The sequence below is a fragment of the Microbacterium sp. F51-2R genome (assembly GCF_052180235.1).
GTDB lineage: Bacteria > Actinomycetota > Actinomycetes > Actinomycetales > Microbacteriaceae > Microbacterium.
This window is the reverse complement of the sequence record NZ_CP197470.1, coordinates 3,677,045-3,695,332: the sequence shown is the minus strand read 5'-3', so window position 1 is coordinate 3,695,332 and position 18,288 is coordinate 3,677,045. Positions and strand designations below refer to the sequence as shown.

Below are 18,288 nucleotides of genomic sequence, written 5' to 3'. Positions count from 1 at the left end.
AACGAGAAGGACAAGCTCAAGGTCGACATGAGGAACTGGCCGGACCGCTAGGTGCCGATTACCGTTGAGCAGGTTCGAGCGAAGCGTCGGGAAGTGGGCATACGACCCAACGACGTCGATACGATCGCGGGGTTGCAGCGCCGCAAGGATGGTCGGCGTTTCAACGTCCAGAGCTCACACCGTAGATTCCACTTCACCTGATCCGGTTTCGTCCAATTGAGCCTCTTTCCCTCGACGATGACGCCTCGAAGTCGATCGTCATCGCGCAAATCGGTTAGCACCCTCGCCGGTTGGTCAGTCAGGCGGGTGGCCACGGTCCGAGTGGGCTTCGACGACCCTGATGTGTTGCTCGTATGCCACGCGCCGCCGGACCTCAGCGAGGGGCGAGAGAGCCGCTCTTCGGATCATCCTGAACAGGATCAGGAAGTCGATCAATATGCCGATGACCCAGCCGAATACGTACCAGCCGCTGGGATCGGGCGCCGTTGTTGGTCGTCGCTCGCTCGTGGAGGGCTCCAGTCGGGGTGTTGAGCGGACCGCGAATGCACCGGGCTCCCTGCGATGAGATCCGTTCCCGGGCGGTAGGCCGATCGACGTGACCACTCGGTCGAGCTGCTGCACGGCGAGGGCGGGATGCGATGGCGTCGCATCCCGCCCCGCCACTCGTCCGTCAGCGGAGGGCGCCGCTCCTCACGCTCACTTGCGGTTGCCCCGTTCGGGGGTCAGCGGTTCGGTCGCTGTGATGCTGACCGGTCCGATAAGACCGTAGTTCTGGATGAGCCCGCGGGCCTTCACCGAGCCGGTCGGCGCGACGTCCAGAGTTGCGAGCCTGTTGTTCAGCGTTGTGGCGACGCGGACTTCGAGCGTATTCGCGCCGGCGCGGACGTGGTGGGAGATGTCAACACGAGGGTCGATCTGATTCACCGGGACCTCGATTCCGTTCACCTTGAGGCTCACGGTGTCGGTGACCTGCCCGAGGTTGAGGATCGTGTTGTAGGCCGCGATCCTCGCGGCCGGGAGATCGATGCTGGTTCGGTAGGTACCCACGCCCGACGCATTCACCAGCTCCGGAATCTCCGGCCACGCCTTGAGCCTGTCGAGTTGGACGGATACCGGGACCTTCTTGGTCGCGGCTCCCGCCGCACCGGTCGTCCCGTACGGCGCGTCGGGCTGCCAATCCTCGGCGTCCAGCTGCCAGCGGGCCGTCGTCAGGTCGATCGGAGCCGGCATCGTCGTCGACGAGGCGGCGGGGCGCCGTGTCAGGAGGTGGTCCCCGAAGCGGTCGTGCTTCTTGGCGAGTGCGAAGATCGTGGTGTCGTCGGCGGCGAGATCGACCGTCACCTCGACACCGTCGGGCGTGCGCTGGTAGTCGGCCACGGGTGTGATCTGGCCGGTCCAGGAGTCGAGCACGTACGGGACGCCGATCCCGCGAAGCTTCACCGTCGTCGTCACCGCGCTGCCGGACTTCGTGCACGGTGCGCCGATCGCGGCGCGACACGCCTCTGGTTCCTCGAAGATGTTCTCCGGGGTCCCGTCGTACGCGTTGCGCGCCGAGACAGGTTCGACCTGGTCGATGCCCTGGTTGTACACGTAGTAGTACTCGGTGGCCGTCGCGGCATCGGACCGTCGCACGCTCATGAGGCTGGACTCTTCGGCCGGGTTGAACGCGGGGGTGACGCCGAGGCGCTCGAGGAGCTCGGGCACCGCCGCTTGGTCAGCGACCCGATGAACGGACTTCCGGGCGAGGATCTCCCGGACGAGCCCGTCCAGGGTCGCGTCAGCGGCCGGGTCGTCACCGGGGACCTGCTGTGGCAGCGGACCGACGAACACGACGGGGAGCTTGGCGTTGGCGAACTCGAGGATCTTTCGGGCCGCCTCGACCGTCAAGTCCCCGCGGGCACTATTGGTGTCGGGTCCCTGCGTGCCGTCGAAGATGAACGCGCGATAGCCCGGTCCGTCAGCGGCCAGCACTCCCCGCTCGACGCGAGCGTTCGGCAGTTCGAGCAGGCTGTTGTTCAGGTAGTCCCACGTGTAGCCGGCGCGCTGGAGCGAGAGGTCCTGCCAGAAGCGGTGGTTATCGATTCCCCATCCGTTCGCCGAGAGCTGCCCCCAGGGCTGCGGATAGGAGAAGTTGTCCATGTAAACGGCCACGTCTACCTTCGCCGTGCCCTGGGTCAGCACCTGCTGGTTCCGGGAGAAGTAGGCGTTCACCGCGGGCGCGTCCTCCCAGAAGGGCTGGCTGGCGTTCCACGCGTTGGAGAAGCCGGCCTTGCCGAAGTTGTGGAAGCCGGGCCACGTGGAGTTCGCGCCCTCGCTGTGCGAGTACACGTGGTAAACGAGCTTTGTGACCCCTCCTGCATACTCCTTGTTCATGCGGATGACGGTGTCCTGGTACGTCTGCGCGTAACTCATGAACCGCGCGGCGCAGCACTCCGTGGAGTACCAGGTCTTCCCGAGCATGTGATTCGCTGAGGCGAAGGGCCGGAAGACGTCGATCTGATCTCCCGCTGCGAGCGACTCGTGTTCGACACGATCCACATGCTGCGCGACCTTGATCTGGTCGACGGCGGCGGTCGGCGGTGCGTCCTCCGGCTGGATACGCAGCTTCAGGTTGTACCGGGCGAGCCAGTCTTGGAACGGCCGGATCCGGTTCTCAATGAAGAGGTCGGTTCGCAGACGGGTATGATCTGTGCGCACCCGGTCCCCCGAGCCGTCGGTGAACTCATAGAAGGCGTCGGTGTCGAGAGCCGCGCTGCGCGCGTTGTTGTTGGTGGGGTCGAACAGTGCGGGGAGGACGTCGATCACGTCGTAGCCGAGGCGCTCCTCGAACTCGGCGGCGAGATTGGAGCTCCAGAGTTCCTGGGGCAGGCCCCACGGGTCGTTAGCGTGTGAGTCGACGAAGACGTCACCACCGTTGAGCTTCAGCAGCGCCTTGACTTCAGGGCTCCAGAATTCTTCGTAACCGTCGATGAGCTGCTGGGTTCCTTCGATGCTCAGGTTTTCTGGCATAGATGCATATGGCACGGCGCGCACCGTGATGATTGCCCAGCTTCCGGTCCCTGGCGGTGCCGTCCAGACGAGCGTGCCAGCAGTCGATCCACCGAGATAGCCGCCGGTGTTGGTCTGGCTGAGCGACGAGGTCAAATTCAGCGCGGACCCGCGGTCGAGGAGCACCGACCCGTCGGTCGACGCGCACCCGTCCGCTGCGCACTTGTAGGCCAGCACAGCGACGATGGTGCCCGTCCCGGGCACTGCGTTGTTCAGCGATGCCCCAGCCGCGAGAACCGTCTGGTGCGACGCGAGCGTCTTCCTGGCGTAGTCGTCCGTGGCCGGGTAGTCCCCATCCGGATCGCCATCCCCGGCCTTGAGGCTCACGGTGATCCCGAGTTCGTTGGCTTCGGTGAGGACGGCAACCAACTGTTCGTTCGTCGGCACGCCACCTTGTCCGATCTCCACACCAGCGATGCCGACCCTCTTCATGTCCCGAAGCTCGGCCTGCAGCTGTGCGATGGCTGCCGTCGCTGGGGGGAAGTTCCACCGCACCCACGGCTGATCCGTCTGCGGTGGAGTTGCGAAGGTGGCCGCAGTCAGCGCCGTGACCTCCTCACCGGTCGCCCGCGCGGCAGGTGGGGGCGCGGCAACTGCGCTCCAGGACAGCGTGGCGAGGGAGGCTGCCGCAAGAGCTGCGACGGCCACCACCCCCAACGCGGCTCGCGAACGTGTGTTACTCGAAGGCATCGCTGATCCAATCGTCATCGACCGTTCGGCGAAACTGACGCCGATCACCTGAATCGATTCAGGCAGTCTCACTATGAGTCAGCCTGACTACCTTGTCAAGCAGTTCTGTCTGTCGTGGGCGGTCCGGCGCGCTCGGCACCGCCTGCCGCCGGACTGCGACTTGGCGTCATGTGGAACACCGATTTCGCGCGCGATCATCACGTGGTTTGGTTAGTCGCCAACAGGAGGACCTTCACACCCGCGTGCATCGCTTCCGTTCACATGCGATCAAGCGTCAGGGTGCTGGCGAGGGACGCTTCGTCGATGATGACGAGTTGACCGGAACGGACTGTTGCACGACCTTGGCGAACGGCGCGGCCGGGACCCCTCGCATTCCAGCGCGAATATGCCCAGAACCTCGCGCCCTGGCACATCCGAGGCGGCGAACGTCAGGGGCTTGCCGTAATGGTGTGCGGGCGGGCCTGTCCCTTGGTCCGCCACTCGTAGATGGTCGACACGGGGACGCGCAGGTATGCCGCGAGCTCATTTGATGTCGAGGAGTCTCTCCAGGCCCCAGAGCTCGAGGATCAAATTGCCTACGGCGTCCATATCGAGAAGGTGCGCACGAGGTCACCCCACCGTTCGGAAGCAACCGGAGCGAAGCCGAGTCAGTCGAGGCTTCGGGCCGCGAGAGGGCGCCAGAGCGGTCAATTCGATGGCATTGCGATGACGTGGTCAAGTCTCACCGACTAAGAAGTCCCGGGAACCCTCAGGTTCCCGGGACTCTTTGGTCGGGATGACAGGATTTGAACCTGCGACCCCTTGACCCCCAGTCAAGTGCGCTACCAAGCTGCGCCACATCCCGATGCCCCCGCTCACGCGCGGACAACTCCCCCATCCTACCCGCTCGCCGGAGCCCTCGCGAACCAGCGGCGGCGCCGGGCGCGCCACGCCCTTGCCCGGTGTCGGAGGGCGCCGGTACCTTCACCCCATGCCGACCATCACGATCGAGCCCGCGACATCCGACCGCTTCGACGATGCCGAGCATGTCTTCGACGCGGGCGGCGACGGCCGCAGCTGCCAGTGCCAGTGGTGGACGCTCACGAACGCCGATTTCACCCGCACGGATCAGTCCGAGCGGCGAGACCTGTTCGAGCAGGAGATCGCCGCGGGTCCCCCGCCGGGCCTCGTCGCGTACGTCGACGGCGAAGCGGCCGGTTGGGTGCGGATCGGCCCGCGCACGCTGCAGCGGCGCATCGGGCGAACGCGAGCGATCGTCACCGCTACCGAGGAGCCGCTCGACGACGCCTCGGTCTGGAGCGTGAGCTGCTTCGTCGTCCGCAAGGAGCACCGCGGCCAGGGCCTCAACGCTGAGCTGCTCGCCGCGGCGATCGACTTCGCTCGAAAGGGCGGGGCACGGGTCATCGAGGCGTACCCGATCGACGGCAGCGTCGGCACGCATCCGGTCAACGACCTCTACCACGGTCTGCTCAGCACGTTCGAGAGCGCCGGCTTCCGCGAGGTGGCGCGGCAGAAGCCAGATCGTCCCGTCGTCAGCCTCGCCCTCACCTGATCGGGCGAGGGGGCGACCTACGATTGACCACGTGTCACCCCTTGCTCCCGCTCGCTGGTGGTGGGGCTTCGCGCTCTACGGCGCGGTCGCCGTCATCCACGTCGCAGCGCTCGCCGCCGGCGTCGATGCCATCGCCGCGCCGACCAAGCTCCTGCTCATGCCACTCCTCGCGATCGGTGTGCTCTGGGCCGGTCGCGGGTCGAGCTGGGGCCTGACCTACCGGCTCCTGTTCCTCGCGATCGCCTTCTCGTGGCTCGGCGACGGTGCCGGCACGTTCTTCCCCTTCGCGCCTGAATTGCCGATGATGCTCCTCTGGTTCGGCCTCGCGCACCTCTGCTACATCTGGCTCTTCTGGCGCACCCTCGCGGTGCGGCCGCTCCCACTGTGGTCGTCGGTCTACGGCCTCTGGTGGGTCGGCCTGCTTCTCATCCTCTGGCCGACCCTCGGCGCGCTCCTCATCCCGGTCGCGATCTACGGCCTCGTGCTCGGGGGAACCGCGGCCGCGGCATCCCGGTGCCATCCGCTCATCGCGTGGGGCGGCGCGTTCTTCCTCGCCTCAGACACGATCCTCGCGTTCCGCCTCTTCACGCCCGACGCGATGCCCGACTGGACGAGCCCCCTCGTCATGATCACGTACTGCCTCGGTCAGGGGCTCATCGCGGCAGGCGTCGTCGTCGCAGATCGACTGCGCACGCGCCGGATCCCGGAGGTCGAGACGGCATGACGGATGCCTCGGCCCGCGTCGACGCCTGGCTCTGGGCGGTGCGCGTCTACAAGACCCGCTCGGCCGCGACGACGGCATGCCGTGCGGGGCATGTACGCGTGAACGGCGACCGTGCGAAGGCTGCCCAGCCGGTGCGTCCCGGCGACGAGCTGCGCGTGCGGATCGCCGGCTTCGATCGGATCCTCGTGGTCAAGCAGCCCATCACCAAGCGCGTCGGGGCAGCCGTCGCCGCCGAGGCCGTCGAAGACAAGACGCCTCCCCCACCGCCCCGCGAGATGACCGCGTTCGTGCCGGTTCGAGATCGCGGCGCCGGCCGTCCGACGAAGCGCGAACGGCGCGATATCGACCGACTCCGCGGCCGCGAGTGATCACGGGAGCAGATCGAGCAGCCAGCGCGTGCCGCGGACGGATGCCCCGGCATCCGTCACCCGCTGCGCAAGCTCCCGGTCGCTGGTGACGACCGTCACCTGCCTGCCCGCCGCGACGAGCCGATCGGTCTCGTGCACGATCGCGTCGTCTCCGGATGCCTCGGCCCGCACCACCTCGACGGAGGCCGTCGACGCGGCGGCACGGGCCTGACCCTCGACGACCACCGCCCACTCGGGAAACCAGGTGTGCTCCGGAAGGTCGAGGGCGCTCGCGCTGATCCCCGTGGCCGTGAGCTCGCCGATCCGTGACAGGAGCCGTTCGGCGGCGCCGACCCGGTCGCGCCACCAGCCGTCGGGGACAGAGCCGACGACGTTCGCGGCGTCGACCACGACCGCCGGTCGCACGCCGAGGAGCGGCTCGAGCGCCGCCCACGAGTCCGCGAACCCGGGGTGGAGCGGCCGTTCGGCGACCTCGTTCTCGGGCACCCAGGCAAGCTCGTGACTCTCCGGGTCCGAGATCTCCGGTTCGAACGGCGTCACGACGTCGCCGACGAGGGTCGTGTAACTCCAGTAGCCGAGATCGAGCACGCTCAGCAGGCGCGGGCGGATCGCGGCATCCGGAACACCCGCCTCCTCCGCCGCCTCACGCAACGCTCCGTCGCACGCCGACTCGCCCTCGTGCCGAGCACCGCCGGGGAGCGCCCACGTGTCGCCGAAGTGGCTCCACGTCACGCGGTGCTGCAACAGCACCCGACGGTCGGAGTCGACGGCGAGCAGCCCGGCGGCCCCGAATCTGCCCCAGTAGCGCGACCCGTCGGGCGCGACGACCCACGCATCGCCGGGATCGCGCGGGCCGTGCGGGCGCCGTGGCTCACCGGGTGCGGGAGGCTCGATCGTCACCCATCCAGCCTGTCACACCGCCCGCGGCTCGGCGCCGGCTCCGCCGATCGGCCGGGTGCGGCCCGGCTCCGGTTCACAACTCCGGAGAAACCGCGCCCGATCGGCCCGACACGCCGCGGCACGGCCCATCCACCACCCATTTTCCGGAGTTGTGAACGCCGGCCCCGGCCGACCCGCCCTCGTCCCCCCTCGGCATCGGCTCGGGCTGCCCGCCCGGGTGCGGGCCGCCCCGGTTCACAACTCCGGAGAAACCGCGCCCGATCGGCCCGACACGCCGCGGCACGGCCCATCCACCACCCATCTTCCGGAGTTGTGAACGCCAAGGCCGGTCCACCCGTCCTCGTGCGGCCCGGCGCCGCGACCCCGAGACGCCTGCGCGAAGGGAAAGAATGGCCCGATGGAATTCGAGTTCGACGACGATCCATCCCGCATCCAGGTCGACGCCGTCTGGCAATGGCTCTCGACGGAGGCCTATTGGGGCACGACGCGCACGCGCGCTGACTTCGAGGCCCAGCTCACCTCCGCGTGGCGCGTCGTCGGCGTCTACCGCCGCGATACGGGCGACCAGGTCGGCTTCGCGCGGGCTGTCTCGGACGGGGTCAACTTCGCCTATCTCGCCGACGTGTACGTGCGCGCCGAGCACAACGGACAGGGCGTCGCCCGGCGGATGCTCTCACTCATGATCGACGACGGTCCGGGCGCCGGCTTCCGCTGGACGCTCTTCACGCGCGACGCGCACACCCTGTACGAGCGCTTCGGCTTCGGCGCGCCCGACGAGACGGCGATGGTGCGCCCCGCCGCCCAGCGATAGCCCTGCGATAGCCCCACGACCACGCCGAGCCGGCGCCGACACGGCGACGCTGCGACAGTCGCCACGCCGCCGCGCCTCGACGACAGCGACGCGCCAGCCTCCACACTCAACCCCAAGCCAGCGGCGACACCGGAACCCCGACCCAGCGGCGACACCACAACGCCGACGGCAACAGCGACGGCCCCGCGCAACGCCGATGAGGGCGGATGCCGCGCGGCATCCGTCCTCGAAGACAACCGTCAGCGCTGCCGGCGCTCGCGCACCCGCATGTTGATGACGATCGGCGATCCTTCGAAGCCGAACAGCTCGCGGAGCCGGCGCTGGATGAAGCGGCGGTAGCCCTGGTCGAGGAATCCGGTCGTGAAGAGCACGAATGTCGGAGGACGCGTCGCGGCCTGCGTGCCGAACAGGATGCGCGGCTGCTTGCCGCCACGGACGGGGTGCGGGTGCTCGGCGACGAGCTCGGCCAGGAACGCGTTGAACTTGCCCGTGGGGATGCGCTGATCCCACGAGGTCAGCGCCGTCTCGAGGGCCGGGACGAGCTTGTCGAGGTGGCGACCGGTGCGCGCCGAGATGTTCACGCGCGGCGCCCATGCGACGTGCGCCAGATCCTGCTCGATCTCGCGCTCGAGGTAGCGGCGACGGTCGATGTTCTCCATGTCGTCGTCGTTGAGACGATCCCACTTGTTGAACGCCAGCACGAGCGCGCGGCCCGACTCGAGCACGAGGTCGATGATGCGGATGTCCTGCTCGCTGAGCGTCTCGCTCACGTCGAGCACGACGACGGCGACCTCGGCCTTCTCGAGCGCGGCCGACGTGCGCAGCGACGCGTAGAAGTCGGCGCCCTGCTGCAGGTGCACCCGGCGACGGATGCCGGCGGTGTCGACGAAGCGCCACAGCTTGCCGCCGAGCTCCACGATCTCATCGACGGGGTCGCGAGTCGTGCCGGCCAGCTCGTTGACGACGACGCGCTCTTCGCCCGCCGCCTTGTTGAGCAGCGACGACTTGCCGACGTTCGGGCGCCCGAGGATGGCGACGCGGCGGGGTCCGCCGATCTCCTGCTTGGCCACCGCCGAGATCTCCGGCAGCACCTTCATGACCTCGTCGAGCAGGTCGGCGACGCCGCGGCCGTGGATGGCCGAGACGGGCCAGGGCTGGTCGAGGCCGAGGTTCCACAGGGCCGCCGCTTCGGGCTCCTGGCGCGCGTCGTCGATCTTGTTCGCGACGAGGAAGACCGGCTTGCCGCTCTTGCGCAGGAGCCTCACGACGTGCTCGTCGGTCGAGGTCGCCCCGACCATGGCGTCGACGACGAAGAGCACGACGTCGGAGAGGTCGATGGCGACCTCGGCCTGGGCCGCGACGGAACGGTCGATTCCGCGCGCGTCGGGCTCCCACCCGCCGGTGTCGACGAGCGTGAAGCGCCGGCCGAGCCACTCGGCCTTGTACATCACGCGGTCGCGCGTGACGCCCGGAGTGTCTTCGACGACCGCCTCGCGACGGCCGAGGATGCGGTTGACGAGCGCCGACTTGCCCACGTTCGGGCGGCCGACGATCGCGACCACCGGGAGGGCCGGCAGGAACTCGATGCCGTCTTCGCCGAGCGTGACGCCCGCGAGGAGCGCGGCGTCTTCGTCGTCGAGCTCGTACTCCGCCAGCGACGCGCGCAGCGCCTCGGCGCGCTGTTCGGCCAACCCCTCGTCGAGGTCGGCGAGGCGCTCCGCGAGGTGGTCGGGGCCGCCTTCGTATTCTTCGTCTTCAGCACCCATCAGGCACGCTCCTCATGTTTCGTTGCGTCAGCGGGCACCGGCTCATCCGCGGACGGCGCCGCAGGAACCGCTGCCGGAACCGCCGGCTCACCCCGCAGGGTCGTGCGCACGACATCGAGCACCGCTTCGACGGTCGCGTCGAAATCCAGCGCGGTCGAATCGACGACCGTCACTCCGGGGGCGGCGGTCAAGAAGTCCACGACCTGCGAGTCGGACGCGTCGCGCCTGTGCAGGGCCTCGGCTACCGAATCCGCATCGTGCGTGTCGAGCTCGGCGCTCCGCCGGGCGGCGCGCACCTCGGGAGCCGCCGTCAGCAGGATGCGCACCGGCGCGTCGGGCGACACGACGGTCGTGATGTCGCGGCCCTCGACGACGACCCCCGGCCGGCCGGACCCGGCGATGAGCGAGCGGAACAGCACATTGACCGCCTGGCGGACGGCGGGGACGCGCGCGACGCCGCTCACGGCATCCGTCACCCGCGGTTCGCGGATCGCGGCGGTGACATCCGTCGCACCCACCCTCACCCAGTAGTCGTCGGGGTCGAGCGAGATCGCGTACTCGAAGTCGCCCGCGATGTCGACGACAGCGCTCGAGTCGGACGTGTCGGCCTCGTGGGCGAGCGCATGCCACGCGAGCGCACGATAGGCAGCGCCGGTGTCGAGGTAGCCGTAGCCGAGGGCACGGGCCACCTGCTTCGCGACGCTCGACTTGCCGCTTCCGGCGGGGCCGTCCATCGCGATGACGACGGGCGCGGCAACAGCCGCGGTCTCCGCCGGGCGGAAGATCTCAGTCATTGACACTCGCAATCCTCCAGCCTCGGGCCTCGAGACCCTCGACGGCTCCGCGCACGGCACTCGGCACGACCGAGATCTCGGCGAGACCGAATTGGGCGCCGGGCGAATGCTCCAGGCGCAGGTCCTCGACGTTGACGCCCAGCTCGCCGAGCTCGCCGAAGAGGCGGCCGAGCTGGCCGGGGGTGTCGTCGACCATGACGACGATGGTTTCGAAGCGGCGGTTCTGGCCGTGCTTGCCGGGCAGGCGCTCGACGCCGTCGTTGCCGCGGCGGATCGTGTCGGCCACCGCGCGACGTGCGCCCGGCGCCTCGGGCGCGCGGAGGGCGTCGGCGACGGCGGAGAGATCGGCGGCGAGCGCGTCGAGCACGTCGACGACCGGGGCCGAGTTCGCGCCGAGGATCTGCACCCACAGTTCGGGGGCGGATGCCGCGATCCGCGTCGTATCGCGCACGCCCTGGCCGGCGAGGCGCAGCGAACCGTCGGGCGCGTCGATGAAGCGGCCCGCGAGGAGGCTCGCGACCAGCTGCGGCACGTGCGAGACGAGCGCGACGGCACGATCGTGCTCTTCGGGGCTCATCTCGATCGGCGTCGCGCCGAGGTCGAGCGCGAGGCCCTCCACGATCGCGAGATCGGATGCCGAGGTCTCGCCGTCGCGGCAGACGACCCAGGGTCGTCCGATGAAGATGTCGGCGCGGGCCGCGATGGCGCCGCCCCGCTCGCGACCCGCGAGGGGGTGCGAGCCGATGTAGCGTCGGAGATCCACGCCGCGCTCGCGCAGGGCGAGCAGGGGCTCGAGCTTGACGCTCGCGACATCCGTCACCACCGCCCGCGGGAACCGGGCCAATTCGCGCTCGATGACGTCGGCCGTGACGTCGGGCGGCACGGCCACCACGACGAGGACGGGGTCGTCGTCGGCGCGGGCCGGACGCCCGGCGCCGTAGTCGACGGCGAGGCGCAGCTGGGCGGGCGACGTGTCGTCGAGCGCGACGTCGACCCCCTGCGCCATGAGGGCATGGCCGATGCTCGAGCCGAGCAGGCCGGCGCCGACGATGCGCACAGTGCCCGTCACGCGGGCCGAGAGCACGCCGGTCGTCTCGCTCACCGTGTCTCCTGCTCCCCCGGCGCCGTCTCGTCCGTCGCCTGGCGCGAGGGTGTGTCGGTCGCGCCGCTGTCACGGCGCGCGAGAGTGAGAAGCGCGCCGCGTTCCACCTTAGTCAACTCGCGTGCCTGCCCCACTGGGAGGGTTCCCAGGTGCAGAGGGCCGAATTGGCGGCGGACGAGTTCGACGACCGGATGCCCCACCTCGGCCATCATGCGTCGCACGATGCGGTTGCGGCCCGAGTGGAGGGTCAGCTCGACGAGCGATTCGCCCCCGGCATCCGAGCTCGACAGCAGACGTGCCTTGTCGGCGGCGATCGGACCGTCCTCGAGCTCGACGCCCTTGGTCAGGCGCTGGATCGTCTGCGGCGTCACGCGCCCCTCGACCTTGGCGATGTAGACCTTGGTCACGCCGAACGAGGGGTGGGCCAGCACGTGCGCGAGCTCTCCGTCGTTGGTGAGCACGAGGAGTCCGCTGGTGTCGGCATCCAGTCGTCCGACGTTGTAGAGCCGTTCCGGCCACTCGCGCGTGTACTGACGGAGGTCGGGTCGGCCCCGGTCGTCCTTCATCGAGCTCACGATGCCGCGAGGCTTGTTGAGCATGACGTAGCGCTTGGACTGGTCGAGCTGCACGGCGGTGCCGTCGACGTCGACGAGGTCGTTCTCGGGGTCGATGCGCGAGCCGAGCTCGGTCACGACGACGCCGTTGACCCGCACGCGGCCTTGGACGATGAGCTCCTCGGCGACGCGGCGCGAGGCCACGCCGGCGTTCGCGAGCACCTTCTGCAGCCGCACGCCTTCCGGCGACTCGAAACCGTCGGTCATCGGACGGACCCCTTCTTCTTCAGCATCACCGTGACTCCCCTCGACCGATCGGCCATCATCGGACGATCTCCTCGAAGCCGTCCGCGCCGTCGTCGAGGAGCGGCGAGATGTGCGGCAGCTCGTCGAGTGAGTTGATTCCGAGGTTCACCAGCAGCGCCTCGGTCGTCCCATAGTGGATCGCGCCCGTGTCGGGGTCGGTGAAGGCCTCGGTGATGAGGCCGCGCGCGAGAAGCGTCCGCACGACGGAGTCGACGTTGACGGCGCGGATCGACGCGACCTGGCCGCGCGTCACGGGCTGCTTGTACGCGATCACGGCGAGCGTCTCGAGCGCCGCCTGGGAGAGCCGCGACGGCGCCTGCGAGTTGACGAACTCCGAGACGAGGTCGTCGTGCTCCTCGCGCACGTAGAGGCGCCACCCTCCCCCGACCTCGCGCAGCTCGAACCCGCGTCGCGGTCCGCCCGCGAGCCCGTCGTAGTCCTCGACGAGCCCTTCGATCGCCTGCCGGACGGCGGGCACGGGGGCACCGACCGCCGTGGCGAGGGCGACGAGGCTCTGCGGCTCCTCGACGACCAGCAGGATCGCCTCGAGCCGGCGGGCGACGGAGGCCGTGGCATCCGTCGCCTGCTCACCAGCCTCGTGCTCGGCGGTCGTGCCGGAAACGTCATCGGTCATAGTCGGCCCCCAGGGTCGCGAGATTCTCGTCGGACCACCGGTCGGCGGTCCAGCGCAGGGTGAGCTCCCCGAGCGGCTCGAGCTGCTCGAAAGACAGCGCCGCGTGCCGGTAGAGCTCGAGGACGGAGAGGAAGCGGGCGACGACGACCCCGGGCTGCGAGACCCCCGCGATGAGGTCGCGGAAGCTCAGCGTGCCGGCCCCGCGCAGTAGCGTCACGACCACGGCGGCCTGCTCGCGGATGCTCACGAGCGGCGCGTGCAGGTGGTCGAGCCCGACCTGCGGGATCTCCTTCGGCGTGAAGGCGAGGAGCGCCAGGGCGGCGAAGTCGTCGACGGTGAGCGCCCAGACGAGTTCGGGCACGGCGCGGCGGTACTTCTCGTCGAGGCGGACGGAGCGCGTGTGACGCCGGTCCTCGCGGCGAATGCACCGCTCGAACCACGCCGACACCTCCTTGAAGGCGCGGTACTGGAGCAGGCGCGCGAAGAGCAGGTCGCGCGCCTCGAGCAGCGCGACCGACTCGGCGTCGACGAGCTCGCCCTGCGGCAGCAGCCCCGCGACCTTCATGTCGAGGAGGGTCGCTGCCACCACGAGGAACTCGGAGGCCTGTTCGAGCTCCTCCTCGGGCCCGAGGTCGCGCAGATAGGCGATGAACTCGTCGGTCACCTTCGACAGGGCGACCTCGGTGATGTCGAGCTCGTGCTTCGAGATGAGGGTCAGGAGGAGGTCGAACGGGCCGTCGAACACGCCGAGCGAGACGCGGAAGCTCCGGTCACCGGGCTCGTCGGCCTCAGGCGACGGCGCCACGGGCGACCAGCTCCCGCGCCAGTCGCAGGTAGGCCTGGGCGGCCGCGTGCTCCGGCGCGAATTCGGTGATCGGCATGCCCGACACCGAGGCATCCGGGAACTTCACCGTTCGTCCGATCACCGTCTCGAGCACGTCGTCGCCGAATGCCTCGACGACGCGTTCGAGCACTTCGCGGGAGTGGAGCGTGCGCGGGTCGTACATCGTCGCGAGCAGCCCGTCGAGCGTGATCGTGGGGTTGAGGCGGTCGCGCACCTTGTCGATCGTCTCGATGAGCAGCGCCACACCGCGCAGCGCGAAGAACTCGCACTCGAGCGGGATGAGGACGCCGTGGCTCGCCGTGAGCGCGTTGACGGTCAGCAGGCCGAGCGACGGCTGGCAGTCGATGAGGATGACGTCGTAATCGCCCGAGACCTTGCGAAGCACCCGCGACAGGATCGTCTCGCGCGCGACCTCGTTGACGAGCTGAACTTCGGCGGCCGAGAGGTCGATGTTGGCGGGGATGACGTCGAGATTCTCGACAGACGTCTCGATGACGGTGTCGCGCGGGTCGCGCTTCGAGTCGATCAGCAGATCGTAGATGGTCGGCACGTCATGGGTCTGGATGCCGAGGCCCGCCGACAGCGCACCCTGCGGGTCGAAGTCCACGGCGAGAACCTTGCGCCCGTACTGCGCGAGCGACGCCGCGAGGTTGATCGTCGTCGTCGTCTTGCCGACGCCGCCCTTCTGGTTGCAGAGGGCGATGATGCGCGCCGGACCGTGCGAAGCGAGCTTCGGGGGCGTCGGAAAGCCCTGATAGGGGCGACCGGTGGGTCCGATGGGTGTGTCGTCCTTCGAGGCCTTCACTGCACCCCTCTTGTTGCCCGTCACCGACACTCCTGACTCTTGCTTGGTCGATTCTAGCGACCACGCGCGCTGCGGCCCGTTTCAGCGCGCCCGCGGGTGCGAGGTCGCGTACACATCTCGCAGCGCATCGACCGAGACATGAGTGTAGATCTGGGTCGTCGCGACCGACGCGTGTCCGAGCAGCTCCTGCACGACCCTGACGTCCGCCCCGCCCTGCAGGAGGTGCGTCGCGAACGAATGGCGGAGCGTATGCGGAGAGACGTGCGCCGTCAGCTGCGCGCGGTCGGCGGCGTGACGGATGACGAGCCATGCGCTCTGCCTCGAAAGCGGTGCGCCGCGCGCACCCAGGAAGAGCCGGGGGGATGCCGCGCCGCGACGCGAGAGCTCGGGCCGTGAGCGCGTCAGATAGGCCTCGAGCGCCGCGCGGGCATACGAGCCCACCGGCACGATCCGCTCCTTCGAACCCTTGCCGCGCACGCGCAGCACATCGCCGGTCGCGAGGTCGTCCACATCGAGCTGCACCGCCTCCGACACCCGCGCGCCGGTGGCGTACAGCAGTTCGAGGAGCGCCCGGTCGCGGAGCGCCACGATGTCGACGCCGCCCGCTCCCGCGCCCTGCCCCGAACCGGTCGCCGGATCGGTCGCCGGATCGGCGGGCGCCGGGCCCGAGGCATCCAGCAGCCTCTCGACCTGATCGATCGTCAGCGCTTTCGGGAGGCGCTGGGGCAGCTTCGGCGGCTTGAGCCGCGACGAGGGGTCGTCGGCCTCGATCCCCTCCCGAGCGAGGAAGCGGTGGAGTCCCCGCACCGACGACTGCAGGCGGGCGAGACTGGATGCCGCGGGTCGAGGGAGCGCGGAGGCCCGCGCGGCCGCGAACTCGGCCACGACGGCCGGGGTCACGGCATCCGAGTCGGAGATCCCGCGCTCGGCGAGCCACTGGAGGTAGCCCTCGAGATCGCGCCGGTAGGCGGCGACGGTGTTGTCCGACAGGCCGCGCTCGATCGAGACGTGACGCAGGTAGGCGTCGACGGCACGTTCGAGGCGCATCGCTCGTGCTCCGCCCGCTCAGCCCCGGCGGAGCTTCTCGGCCGCCGCCAGCACTCCCGCCGCCAGGATGCCGTTTCGCAGGCGGCCCTCGAGGACGCCGGTCACGGCATCCTGAAGCGGCACCCACTCGACGCGGATGTCGGCCTCCTCGGCCTCACGCGCATGCGCCTCGGCGATCGGCGAGAGCCCGCGGGCGAGGAAGAGGTGCACCACCTCGTCGTTGCCCCCGGGGGTCGTGAAGATGCTGACGAGGGGCTCCCAATCGGATGCCGTGAGATCGGCCTCCTCCTTGAGCTCGCGCTGCGCGGTCTCGAGCGGCGACTCCCCCGTCACATCGAGCAGGCCCGCCGGGATCTCCCAGTCGCGGTGGCGGATCGGGTGACGGTACTGCTGGATGAGCAGCACCTTCCCGTCGTCGTCGATCGCGACGATCGCCGCGGCGCCGGTGTGATCGACGTACTCGCGGATGATCTCGTCGCCGTTGTAACGGAACGTGTCACGGCGGACGTCCCACACGACACCGTCGTAGACGACGTCGCTGGAGACGACGTCGGGGTCGACCGGCTCGTCGCGGAGGTCGTCCGCCGGCGCGCCGGCCGTCACGCGACGGGTCCTGCCGCGAGCGTCGGCTCGCCCGTCTCGTCTACGTCGAACAGCTCGCTCGCACGGTGCCGCTCGAGCGCCGCGCCGACGAGGCCGCGGAACAGCGGGTTGGCATCGGTCGGACGCGAGCGGAGCTCGGGGTGGGCCTGCGTCGCGATGTAGTACGGGTGCACTTCGCGCGGAAGCTCGACGTACTCGACGAGGTCGAGGTCGGGGTTGATGCCCGAGAAGACCAGGCCCGCCTCCGCGATCCGGTCGCGGTAGCGGTTGTTCACCTCGTAGCGGTGACGGTGCCGCTCCGACGCGGAGGCCGAGCCGTAGACCTCGGCCGCGATCGATCCCTCGAGCAGCTCCGCCGGGTAGAGGCCGAGACGCATCGTGCCGCCCAGGTCGCCGCGGTCGAGGATGTCGACCTGCTCCTCCATCGTCGCGATGACGGGGTGCTCGGTGTCGGGGTCGAACTCGCTCGACGACGCGTCCTCGATGCCGGCGACGTGACGCGCGTACTCGATGACGATGCACTGCAGGCCGAGGCAGATGCCGAGGGTCGGGATGCCCTGCTCGCGCGCGAACTTCAGGGCGCCGATCTTGCCCTCGATCCCGCGGATGCCGAAGCCGCCCGGGATCACGATGCCGTCGAGCGGCGCGAGGGCGCGCTCGGCGCCTTCGGGCGTCTCGCACTCGTCCGAGGGGATCCAGCGGATGTTGACGTGGGTCTCCTGCGCGAAGCCGCCGGCCTTGAGCGCCTCGGTCACGCTGAGGTACGCGTCGGGAAGGTCGATGTACTTGCCGACGAGACCGATCGTGACCTCGTGCTTCGGGTTGTGGACCGCGTTGAGCACCCGCTGCCAGCGCGACCAGTCGACGTCCTCCGCCTTGCCGAGGCCGAGGGCTCGCACGATGTAGTCGTCGAGGCCCTGCTCGTTGAGCATGGAGGGGATGTCGTAGATCGACGGGACATCGACGGCGTTGACGACCGCGCCTTCGTCGACGTCGCACATGAGGGCGATCTTGCGCTTGTTCGCCTCGGTGACGGGCCGGTCGCTTCGCAGCACGAGGGCGTCGGGCTGGATGCCGATGCTGCGCAGTGCCGCGACCGAGTGCTGCGTCGGCTTGGTCTTCTGCTCGCCGGACGCGCCCATGAACGGCACGAGCGAGACGTGCACGAAGAAGACGTTGCCGCGACCGAGCTCGTGACGGATCTGGCGCGCCGACTCGATGAAGGGCTGCGACTCGATGTCGCCGACCGTGCCGCCGATCTCGGTGATGATGACGTCGGGCTTGGGCGACTCGTCGGCCTGCAGGCGCATGCGCCGCTTGATCTCGTCGGTGATGTGCGGAATGACCTGCACGGTGTCGCCGAGGTACTCGCCACGCCGCTCGCGCGCGATGACCTGCGAGTAGATCTGGCCGGTCGTGACGTTGGCGGCCTGGCTCAGCTCGATGTCGAGGAAGCGCTCGTAGTGGCCGATGTCGAGGTCGGTCTCGGCGCCGTCGTCGGTCACGAAGACCTCGCCGTGCTGGAACGGGTTCATCGTCCCGGGATCCACGTTGAGGTACGGGTCGAGCTTCTGCATGACCACGCGCAGACCGCGCGCCGTGAGCAGATTGCCGAGGCTCGCCGCGGTGAGACCCTTCCCCAACGACGAAACGACACCGCCCGTCACGAAGATGTGTCTGGTGGTGTCGTTCGAAGTACTGGATCCCGCTACGTCAGAAGTCTGCATCACGGGCTTTTAT

At 69.3% G+C, this 18,288-nt stretch carries 16 protein-coding genes and 1 tRNA gene; 4 read left to right on the top strand and 13 right to left on the bottom strand.

What is annotated here, in order from left to right; genetic code table 11:
- Nucleotides 1-696 precede the first annotated feature (696 nt).
- Together ACSBPH_RS16215 and ACSBPH_RS16210 are read right to left on the bottom strand one after the other, a co-directional pair.
- The gene (locus ACSBPH_RS16215; RefSeq protein ID WP_442575341.1) at nucleotides 697-3,810 is read right to left on the bottom strand and encodes a glycosyl hydrolase; all 3,114 of its coding nucleotides are present in this window, start codon (nucleotides 3,808-3,810) and stop codon (nucleotides 697-699) included.
- A 695-nt stretch (nucleotides 3,811-4,505) separates the two neighbouring features.
- Nucleotides 4,506-4,582: transfer RNA gene (locus ACSBPH_RS16210), tRNA-Pro, on the bottom strand.
- A 126-nt stretch (nucleotides 4,583-4,708) separates the two neighbouring features.
- On the opposite strand from ACSBPH_RS16210, the gene ACSBPH_RS16205 reads away from it, so the two are divergent.
- The 3 genes from ACSBPH_RS16205 to ACSBPH_RS16195 are packed head-to-tail and all read left to right on the top strand — an operon-like array spanning nucleotide 4,709 to nucleotide 6,382.
- Nucleotides 4,709-5,290, top strand: coding sequence for a GNAT family N-acetyltransferase (locus ACSBPH_RS16205; RefSeq protein ID WP_442575340.1), 582 nt, complete (start codon nucleotides 4,709-4,711; stop codon nucleotides 5,288-5,290).
- A gap of 31 nt (nucleotides 5,291-5,321) precedes the next feature.
- Entirely contained in the window at nucleotides 5,322-6,014 is a 693-nt protein-coding gene (locus ACSBPH_RS16200; protein WP_442575339.1) for a lysoplasmalogenase, read from the top strand.
- Nucleotides 6,011-6,382: an RNA-binding S4 domain-containing protein gene (locus ACSBPH_RS16195; RefSeq protein ID WP_442575338.1), complete on the top strand. Its 372-nt coding sequence runs from the start codon at nucleotides 6,011-6,013 to the stop codon at nucleotides 6,380-6,382. Before ACSBPH_RS16200 ends, ACSBPH_RS16195 begins: the two co-directional genes overlap by 4 nt.
- Here ACSBPH_RS16195 and ACSBPH_RS16190 read toward each other — a convergent pair whose 3' ends face one another.
- The gene (locus ACSBPH_RS16190; protein WP_442575337.1) at nucleotides 6,383-7,282 is read right to left on the bottom strand and encodes an NUDIX domain-containing protein; all 900 of its coding nucleotides are present in this window, start codon (nucleotides 7,280-7,282) and stop codon (nucleotides 6,383-6,385) included. It lies immediately after the preceding gene.
- Nucleotides 7,283-7,679: 397 nt separating this feature from the next.
- Here ACSBPH_RS16190 and ACSBPH_RS16185 point away from each other — a divergent pair, with 397 nt between their 5' ends.
- Nucleotides 7,680-8,093, top strand: a complete 414-nt coding sequence (locus ACSBPH_RS16185; protein ID WP_442575336.1) for a GNAT family N-acetyltransferase — start codon at nucleotides 7,680-7,682, stop codon at nucleotides 8,091-8,093.
- A 239-nt stretch (nucleotides 8,094-8,332) separates the two neighbouring features.
- Here ACSBPH_RS16185 and der read toward each other — a convergent pair whose 3' ends face one another.
- From der to ACSBPH_RS16135, 10 genes are read right to left on the bottom strand one after another with little or no spacing between them, the layout of a single operon-like run.
- The gene (der, locus tag ACSBPH_RS16180) at nucleotides 8,333-9,859 is read right to left on the bottom strand and encodes a ribosome biogenesis GTPase Der (protein WP_442575335.1); all 1,527 of its coding nucleotides are present in this window, start codon (nucleotides 9,857-9,859) and stop codon (nucleotides 8,333-8,335) included.
- Nucleotides 9,859-10,653 (bottom strand): (d)CMP kinase, encoded by a 795-nt coding sequence (gene cmk, locus ACSBPH_RS16175; RefSeq protein WP_442575334.1) that lies wholly within the window; start codon nucleotides 10,651-10,653, stop codon nucleotides 9,859-9,861. Before cmk ends, der begins: the two co-directional genes overlap by 1 nt.
- A complete protein-coding gene (locus ACSBPH_RS16170) occupies nucleotides 10,646-11,755 on the bottom strand; it encodes a prephenate dehydrogenase (protein WP_442575333.1) in 1,110 nt (369 codons plus the stop codon). Before ACSBPH_RS16170 ends, cmk begins: the two co-directional genes overlap by 8 nt.
- Entirely contained in the window at nucleotides 11,752-12,576 is an 825-nt protein-coding gene (locus ACSBPH_RS16165; RefSeq protein WP_442575332.1) for a pseudouridine synthase, read from the bottom strand. Before ACSBPH_RS16165 ends, ACSBPH_RS16170 begins: the two co-directional genes overlap by 4 nt.
- 55 nt (nucleotides 12,577-12,631) lie before the next feature.
- Nucleotides 12,632-13,249 carry an SMC-Scp complex subunit ScpB gene (scpB, locus tag ACSBPH_RS16160; protein ID WP_442575331.1) on the bottom strand — a complete coding sequence of 206 codons (618 nt, stop codon included), beginning with the start codon at nucleotides 13,247-13,249 and terminating at the stop codon, nucleotides 12,632-12,634.
- Entirely contained in the window at nucleotides 13,239-14,054 is an 816-nt protein-coding gene (locus ACSBPH_RS16155) for a segregation and condensation protein A (RefSeq protein ID WP_442575330.1), read from the bottom strand. The genes scpB and ACSBPH_RS16155 overlap by 11 nt, the downstream gene beginning before the upstream one ends.
- The gene (locus ACSBPH_RS16150) at nucleotides 14,038-14,922 is read right to left on the bottom strand and encodes a ParA family protein (RefSeq protein WP_442575329.1); all 885 of its coding nucleotides are present in this window, start codon (nucleotides 14,920-14,922) and stop codon (nucleotides 14,038-14,040) included. The genes ACSBPH_RS16155 and ACSBPH_RS16150 overlap by 17 nt, the downstream gene beginning before the upstream one ends.
- Nucleotides 14,923-14,979: 57 nt before the next feature.
- Nucleotides 14,980-15,945 (bottom strand): site-specific tyrosine recombinase XerD, encoded by a 966-nt coding sequence (xerD, locus tag ACSBPH_RS16145; protein ID WP_442575328.1) that lies wholly within the window; start codon nucleotides 15,943-15,945, stop codon nucleotides 14,980-14,982.
- Between the two features lie 18 nt (nucleotides 15,946-15,963).
- Nucleotides 15,964-16,548, bottom strand: a complete 585-nt coding sequence (locus ACSBPH_RS16140; protein WP_442575327.1) for an NUDIX domain-containing protein — start codon at nucleotides 16,546-16,548, stop codon at nucleotides 15,964-15,966.
- The gene (locus tag ACSBPH_RS16135) at nucleotides 16,545-18,275 is read right to left on the bottom strand and encodes a CTP synthase (RefSeq protein WP_442577326.1); all 1,731 of its coding nucleotides are present in this window, start codon (nucleotides 18,273-18,275) and stop codon (nucleotides 16,545-16,547) included. The genes ACSBPH_RS16140 and ACSBPH_RS16135 overlap by 4 nt, the downstream gene beginning before the upstream one ends.
- Between the last annotated feature and the right edge of the window lie 13 nt (nucleotides 18,276-18,288).